The following is a 7,636-nucleotide window of genomic DNA, read 5'->3' as shown; positions in this document are numbered from 1 at the left end:
AGCCGAACTTCGCAAAAGTGCCAATAGCAGATCTTTGCTATTTATTCATAGATTGCGACTTTGAACCTATTGCTGTCGTTAGCAGGTATTTATGAGACGTTCACATTATGCGGGCATCCAGATTAGGTTTAAGTATTGCCTGTAGAGTTATTTCCCATATTTATTTTAATGCTTAAAGCACAGTGTTTTTTTATATTAACACTATTGACCTATGTTAATTTACACAGTGGTTGTTTATGAGTTTTTTTGTAACGTACTATACACCTACTTGTCTTTTTTCGCACGAAGATCGTTAATGACACTTACTCTACTTTATTGTTTTTAAATAATAAAAACCGTATTATAATGTGAATTCAAAATTACTAGACACCAATTTTTGTGAATACTATACACCTGTTTGGGATCTAATAAATTGTTAGCCTTCTATCTGACACGGAGTTCATTTGTGACATCAGTATTCAAATACACACAGTATAGACCTGAGTTCTTTGATAATTTCTTTTTGAAATTATCTCGCTTTGGTGAATTCAATGACCCCTTTGAAATGGTTATGGGTAATTATCTAAGTTCCGTGGATTTAGAAGAACATGATTTAATAATGTCACTTTCTAGCACATTATCTGATGGGGCTGCATATTACGATATGGCTTGGGACGCGCAAGCCGGAGTTAGAGCAAGTGTTGGAGTATTATGTTTTGCTTCCGATGAGAGCAATCTTTTAATGTGGGCTCACTACGCTAATAATCATGAAGGTATTTGTATAGAGCTTGATAAGACTGCTGATTTTTTTACTGGAAAATATAAAAATGCTACTGAATTTATTGGTGAAACAATGGATGATCACTACCAAAATATAGGTGAGTTACGAAAAGTTAAATATACACTTGAGCGTCCAACCTACATTGAACCAAGCGAATTTGAATACGATACTGAGTCATGGTTTGTAAAGTCACCTGAGTGGGAATATGAGCAAGAGCATCGCTTGTTATTACCTATTGACCTAGCTACGACTTCTCCGAAACCAGTTACGACTCCACCGAAACCAGATATGTACTTCTATGCTCTAGAGCCTGAAATGATAAAATCAATAATATTAGGCTGCCAAATGTCTGTGGCTACAAAAAAAGAGGTTTTTGAAAAGTGTAGAAGCCTTGGCATAAAGGTTCGTGAAGCGTACGTTCATTCTCATCAATTTAAACTTGATATTGTTGACTATGATGAACAGAATCAAGGTAAGTATATCAATATGTATAATTTAAATAGAATGACTCGCTAACAAAGAAGGCTAATAAGGCACTTAAATGCAACTAAAACAGTGGGTTAGGTTTCGCTTCACTACACATTTCAATCCACTGTTTTAGTCCGCTTAGTGCGGCGTTATAAGTTTTGGAGGTTTCGAGGATTAAATGGCTATTTTAGAACAAGTAGAAGAACTACTGGCGAAATCAGAACAAGAGTTCTTTAGTTCTACTGAAATTAAGAACCTGATGGCAGCCACTTACGGAACAAACCCTAACTCAGTGTTGCCACCTGACTATTGTTATAATCGAACCAACCATGGCATAGATAAGTCGGGAATGCTCAAACGGAAGTTCTTAATTCGTATTGAAAGCGGGCAATATCGTTACGTTGGGTTTGAGTACAAATTTAATGGCTATGTATATCAAAAGCCACATGGTAGCAAAGTCGAAACCATAGTCGGTTTTTGGAAAGGCGGCATTTATAGTGAAATCCGACAACCAGAAAATGACCTAGAAGATCTTAATGGTCAAACCTTCATAGAAGGTTCGACTAAACAAGTTACAGTTAACACCTATGAACGAAACTTAGTTGCAAGACAAAAATGCCTAGATTTTCATGGATATAATTGTAAGGTTTGTGATTTCGACTTCGCCGAAGTTTATGGGGAAATAGGAAAAGGTTTCATTCACGTCCATCACATTGTTCAGATAGCCAGTATTAAGCGTGAGTATGAATTAGACCCCGTTAAAGATTTAGTGCCGTTGTGCCCAAATTGTCATGCAATGGTACATAGACATAATCCAGCGATGCATCCAGATGAACTTAGAGAAAGGCTGCGTCCAAAAAACGTATAACAAACTGTTTAAGGTGGTATGCGGGAGCTTCGGTATTGCGTTGCTCACACCTTAACAGGGCGTTTGGTAAAAATTAAATCTCAAGCACTATTTAAAGTAAATAACAGAATGACCGTTTTGTCGGAGGAGTTGTTGTTAGTGAAACTGATACCAACGGCTGTTCCTCGCTCTTAAGAGACATTAGCTTTATGTGAGTAATATTATAAAATCACTTCAAACAACACTCTTCTTTATTAAAAATGATCAATCATTAATGTAACTGATCAAATTTTATTGTCTTCCGACACCTCTCCAATGGTAAAATCAACTCTTGCAGTTTGACTTAGACCTTGCCAAACGATTTCACCAAACCTCAAATCTGTGGGTCGCCAATCTGATTGAATTGCATCACCTTCTTTATCCTGCCTGAGCCAACCAACAAAATCTTCAAATTGATCGCCACTTGGCAAAATAGCGGAAAGACAAACAATTCTTCGCTCATTAGAATCTTGACGGTTTAGCAAGCGTTGAATTTGAACTTCATAATTTATTTCACGTTCACTCAGGCCAATCATATGACCTTCATCTAAAATCACAAGGCCAACATCATCAATTAAAGTAGGATCATTTCTTAAAGCGAAATCAAGTTTTTCTGGTGTGCCTACTACAATGTCTTGAGTTCTTAAAACATCTTGTTCAAAGTCACTAGTGCCCATACTTCCATATAATGATGAAATCGTTTTGCCTAAAGGTGAAAATGTTTTCCTTAGTGAATATTCTGTTTGGGCTGATAATGCTCGAAGGGGTGTAATAAATAAAACTAGTTTACCTATAGCCAAACATCTAAGAATACACAGTTCAGCTATTCTTGTTTTACCTGCACTTGTTGGTAAAGAAACGACAAGATCATCATCATCTTTAACTGCTCGTTTTGCCCCTTCTAATTGTGACGGCCACAAGTCGATTTCTGCTTTATTACGTTTATAAAGAGACGTAATAAATAACCAACGCAGTAAATTCCAATCAGTATCATGACCATCATTTTGCGGCCCGGGAATTACTTTATGAAAACTTGAGTCCCAAAGATCTTTTAATAGATGCTTGGTTATTCTTAACACCCACCACTGAGGTAATAAATTTAACTCGCCACAAATAGTTAGGCTGATGTCAATTCTACTTATAGCTTTATCGAGGAGGTCTTGACTACCTGTTTCTAAAGCAAATAAGAACTCGAAGATTGATGAAAAATAATTATCAGTAATTGCCTGTTGTACAATTGGTATTTCGATTGATGAAATACCATATTCTTCGGGTTCATCATCAGTATTTGTAATTTGATTTAATTGATCAATTTCTGTTTCTAAACGTTCCGAAAGTGATTCATCAGAGCCTTCACCTGATGCTTTCCATTGCAGTACCATCACTTCAATTTGATCAAATTGTCTCAACATCAATAATGAAAATAGTTCTTCTATCAGGCTTAAGTTTTGATTTTCCAAGTTACTTTGAATTAATGAAAATGCTTTAGCAGAATAACGGCCTAGATGAAAAGCAGATGATGCTAATACTTTATGAAAGCCTTTTTCAAGATCTTCAGGATTACCATTATGAATAACATCGGTAATTGCTGTTGCTGATTTTTCAAATGCTGTTCGACAGAGGTCTTCATTACCACCTAAATCCCGTAAACGTATAGCAAGTGATAATAGTGAGTAGCCATAGGATAAAAGGTCATAAGAAAGCTTTTCAGCAAACATTGGTGCCCCTTCAGGTAGTTCACCATCAACCCAAATCATTGAACGCGCTAAACCACGTTCAAGTAACCTATTTCTAAATCCTGGAGCTATAGCTTCACTTATACTTTGTTCTATTTCTTCAATCGTTGAGGCCATCAATCACTCCCTGATATACACCTGCTATTAATTCCTGATGATCACTAACCCTAAAACCAACCGAAGTTTGCTTAATATTACCATCATAAGCATCAAAAGATTCTTTTTGTAAGGTGACAGGATTAGATGCCGTAAAGGTGAACAGAAGATGCTCTACTTGATTTGCTCGGATACCATCGACTAATTGTACTTTTTCTATTAGATCAGAAAGTGCTTGGTTGCCTGTTTCTCGAAGCCTGTCGGCAACAAATTCTAGAGCATGAGGAGCTGGGAAACCATCATCTAAATCAAGCTCTTTTCTTGCATCTTCTAGTATTCCCCGTCCAAGTATTTTATTAGCTTTGGCCTCAGCTTTAAGGAACTTAATAGTTTGCTGTTGTTGATCAACAATTATACCGATAACGTCGTCACCACGCATAGCCATATTACGATGATCACGCCAACGAAGCTTTCGTATAGGAACTGAGTAACCTAAAGACTCTTCTATATAATCGGAGCCTAATATTTCACCAATATCACCAGAGCGTATGTTTTTCACTTCAGGGATTTTGGTTAATAACTTCTGTGCCGCGGCATCTTTACCTAAACGTGCCAAAGTTCCTGCTATCGATTGTGGATCAATATAATAATCAGGTAAGACATCTATTAAAACGTTTTTAAGATTATCAAACTCTTCTTCTTTTAAAACTAATAACTCAAAGCTGTGATTGATATTAGATGTACTAGAATTAACTGACTTTCCTTTAAGGTCAAACATTATAATATCCCTTTATATTAATTTATTTGGGAAAACTCATCCATCAAAACGGCCGTCATCAAACTCTGAGCATGAGATTGATTTAAAGTTATTTGCCTATTAATCCTTTCACAAATAGAAGTAATTTCGTCTAGTTTTTCGAGAATGATTTTTTGTTCTGATAACGAGGGCATTGGAATTAATAGGTTTTTCAATGTAGCAGATTTAAGTCCTGTTGCTGCTGCACCTGTTGCATTATCTTTAATCACCTTCTGAAAATAAGGAGACATGATAAAATAAAAGACCCATTTACTATAATTTTGACAGAATGGTTGCAGATTTATAGTTCGTTGCGCTAATGCGAATTTAAAACTTAATTCGTTCAAAGCAATAAATCCCATTGTGTGACCTTCTGTCACAAATAACAAATCTCCTTTCTTAGGAAAACCACGAACCATCCAATCCCGATAAAGTTTCTCTGCTATATATTCAATTGGTTTTTCATTGATATATCCCATTCTAATATTCTTGGCCGTGATCAAACGTATACCTTCACTTGATTTTACGGGGGTTTTACCACGGTAATCAATGAAGTTAAAAAGTTCACCTAGCCTGCACCACTGCCAGCTAGATGGTAGATTGTAGGGGATATCATCACTTTTTATGGGAAGTAATTCTTTTTGTTTTTTTATTTCATTTTTTTTGATAAGCTTTTCTTTAATAACATTTATATCATCTAAAACTTTACCCGCAACATCTAATTCTCCTATCTCCTTTCGCCACTTTGCTGTTAATTGCCCTGTAACGGTTTCCTGCAAGCTTTGCTGCCAAAATTTTGTCATCAATTCTTGTTGGTAATATAGCTCATCCAACAACTCTCTTTCTTCAAGCTCTATACTTTTAAACTTAGATACAATCTGCCGTTGCCGCTCTATTGCTGGCAAAGGAATACCAACTTCTTTTATTGCTCTAATTGAGAGTGAAACGTTTGCAGCTCCCTTCATCAATGGTACTAAAACAATATCTTTTAGTTGAGATAAATATAAGTGTAAAAAATGTACATCGAGTTCTTCTTCATCTTTAGCCGTAATTGCTACTAAAATTGTGCCTAAAGCAAATTTCCCCTCCTGATAATGGACATTATTTAAGCTCGCATGACCATGACCAGTAGATGATACTAACGGTATACAAACAGCCTTAGTATCAAATTGGTATGATTCACAGGTACGATTACACTTTCCAGTGGTAACTAATGGGTATTCACCAGGAACAGCTTTCATCAAGCCTGTAGAGCCTTTTTCAAAGTTGCAAATATTTTTAAGTAGAATAGTTTTAACACTCGACATTAATTCAACTCCTTGCGAAGTTGGTCGAGTAATTTATCACCTTTAGCGAAAGAGGCATGCAATAAATCTAATAGTTCACTGCTGGTGTGTTGTTTTTCTTCTTCCGGCTGGTGAGGGTTTTTAATATCTAAATCGTAGCCATTTGATTTGATTTTCTCAATATCTTCACACCAAGCAACATCACTACTTTCTCGGTTATTCCACCAGGTTTTCAGTTCGTCAAATTCTGATAGTTGAATTGGCTTTGTTTTCGAGTAAGATTTAATGCCTACAGGTACTTTATGTTGGTAATACCAAACTTTTTTTGTCGGCTCGCCTTTAGTAAAAAAGAGCAAATTGGTTGCTACTGAAGCGTAAGGTTGGAATACAGAATTAGGCAATCTAACAATAGTGTGCAAGTTACAATCTTCAAGTAGTTTTTGACGAACACGTTGTTTAACCCCCCCTCCAGTTAATGAACCATCAGGTAAAACAATAGCACTACGTCCACCTTGCTTTAAAAGGTGAATCATTAATATTAAGAATAAATCCGCCGATTCCTTTGTGCGATATGTTTGTGGAAAATTATTTTCATTATTGTTTGAAACCATCCCTCCGAAAGGAGGGTTAGCCAAAATTAAATCCACTCGATCTTTGTTCGTATACTCGGTTAAGGGACGCTCTAAAGAGTCACCAAATCGAATAGTAGGTGTTCTAACGTCATGCAAAATCAAGTTTGTATTTGCAAGCATGTAAGGCAAGGGTTTGTATTCCCAACCAACAACATTCTTGCCAATATCTTCTAGCTCCTCAATCGAGTGTTTTTGCTTTTTTAAATGATCTATTGCTGTTGTTAAAAAACCACCTGTACCACATGCAATATCTAATACTTTTTCGCCATGTTGAGGATTTGCCATTTCTGTCATGAAGTCAGTGATAGCACGAGGAGTATAAAATTCACCTAAAGTACCCGCACTTTGCAGTTCACTCAAAAATGTCTCGTAAATCTTACCAAATACTTGCTTATCTTTTGTGTCGTTAAAGTTGATTTCATTAAGCTTATTAATTACTTGGCGGAGGTGTGTGCCAGACTTCATGTAATTATAATTATTAGCAAAAACTTCGTGTACTAATACCGCTCTTTTATTAGCTGTAGAAAGGTCAATGTTTGAAAGTGTAGGGAATAATTTTTGATCAACAAACTTAAGAAGTTCATCCCCTGTCATACCTTCATCATCTTTCGCCCATTCATCCCAATGCAAATCCGCAGGGATTGGTGATACATAATCGTCATATAGTGATACATATCAAAAATATATTTCCTTTATGTTAATCAAGTTTGATTTTATATTTCAATCTTGACGGCATTACATCTGAAAACTCACAATTTAAGGCGTTTGTTAATTTATAAAGCGTTTCTAGCTTTATGTTTACTAAGCCTCGTTCCATCTTGCCATAATTACCTCTTTCTATACCAACATATGCTGCAAAACTTTCTTGAGAGAAGCCAGCAACTTTACGCTTTTCACGCAGCATTTCACCAAATTCTTTAACTAAATCACTCACCCAATTTTTCCTTCAGGTAAAATGATTAGATTTTCATGTTGA

At 36.0% G+C, this 7,636-nt stretch carries 7 protein-coding genes; 2 read left to right on the top strand and 5 right to left on the bottom strand.

Annotated features, from left to right (window positions below; translation table 11 throughout):
• The first annotated feature begins 445 nt into the window (after nucleotides 1–445).
• A complete protein-coding gene (locus tag CJF42_RS12010; protein WP_095366918.1) occupies nucleotides 446–1,276 on the top strand; it encodes a DUF2971 domain-containing protein in 831 nt (276 codons plus the stop codon).
• Between the two features lie 130 nt (nucleotides 1,277–1,406).
• A complete protein-coding gene (locus tag CJF42_RS12005; RefSeq protein ID WP_095366917.1) occupies nucleotides 1,407–2,096 on the top strand; it encodes an HNH endonuclease in 690 nt (229 codons plus the stop codon).
• A 263-nt stretch (nucleotides 2,097–2,359) separates the two neighbouring features.
• Here the strand turns inward: CJF42_RS12005 and CJF42_RS12000 are convergent, their stop codons facing one another.
• The 5 genes from CJF42_RS12000 to CJF42_RS11980 form a co-directional block, all read right to left on the bottom strand.
• Nucleotides 2,360–3,967: a DEAD/DEAH box helicase gene (locus CJF42_RS12000; protein WP_095366916.1), complete on the bottom strand. Its 1,608-nt coding sequence runs from the start codon at nucleotides 3,965–3,967 to the stop codon at nucleotides 2,360–2,362.
• Entirely contained in the window at nucleotides 3,951–4,724 is a 774-nt protein-coding gene (locus CJF42_RS11995; RefSeq protein WP_095366915.1) for a Hachiman antiphage defense system protein HamA, read from the bottom strand. The genes CJF42_RS12000 and CJF42_RS11995 overlap by 17 nt, the downstream gene beginning before the upstream one ends.
• 17 nt (nucleotides 4,725–4,741) lie before the next feature.
• Nucleotides 4,742–6,049, bottom strand: coding sequence for a restriction endonuclease subunit S (locus tag CJF42_RS11990; protein ID WP_095366914.1), 1,308 nt, complete (start codon nucleotides 6,047–6,049; stop codon nucleotides 4,742–4,744).
• Entirely contained in the window at nucleotides 6,049–7,290 is a 1,242-nt protein-coding gene (locus CJF42_RS11985) for an HsdM family class I SAM-dependent methyltransferase (RefSeq protein WP_212668811.1), read from the bottom strand. Before CJF42_RS11985 ends, CJF42_RS11990 begins: the two co-directional genes overlap by 1 nt.
• A gap of 67 nt (nucleotides 7,291–7,357) precedes the next feature.
• Entirely contained in the window at nucleotides 7,358–7,594 is a 237-nt protein-coding gene (locus tag CJF42_RS11980) for a helix-turn-helix domain-containing protein (RefSeq protein WP_095366913.1), read from the bottom strand.
• Nucleotides 7,595–7,636: the final 42 nt, after the last annotated feature.

This window comes from Pseudoalteromonas sp. NBT06-2, from assembly GCF_002276045.1.
In the GTDB taxonomy this organism is placed as follows: Bacteria; Pseudomonadota; Gammaproteobacteria; order Enterobacterales; family Alteromonadaceae; genus Pseudoalteromonas.
This window is presented reverse-complemented; position numbering and strand designations above follow the sequence as displayed.

What these genes read in the sequence shown, in the direction of transcription:
- CJF42_RS12005 (WP_095366917.1), top strand. Translation starts at nt 1,407, where the DNA reads ATGGCTATTTTAGAACAAGTAGAAGAACTACTGGCGAAATCAGAACAA.
- CJF42_RS11995 (WP_095366915.1), bottom strand. Translation starts at nt 4,724, where the DNA reads ATGTTTGACCTTAAAGGAAAGTCAGTTAATTCTAGTACATCTAATATC.
- CJF42_RS11990 (WP_095366914.1), bottom strand. Translation starts at nt 6,049, where the DNA reads ATGTCGAGTGTTAAAACTATTCTACTTAAAAATATTTGCAACTTTGAA.
- CJF42_RS12000 (WP_095366916.1), bottom strand. Translation starts at nt 3,967, where the DNA reads ATGGCCTCAACGATTGAAGAAATAGAACAAAGTATAAGTGAAGCTATA.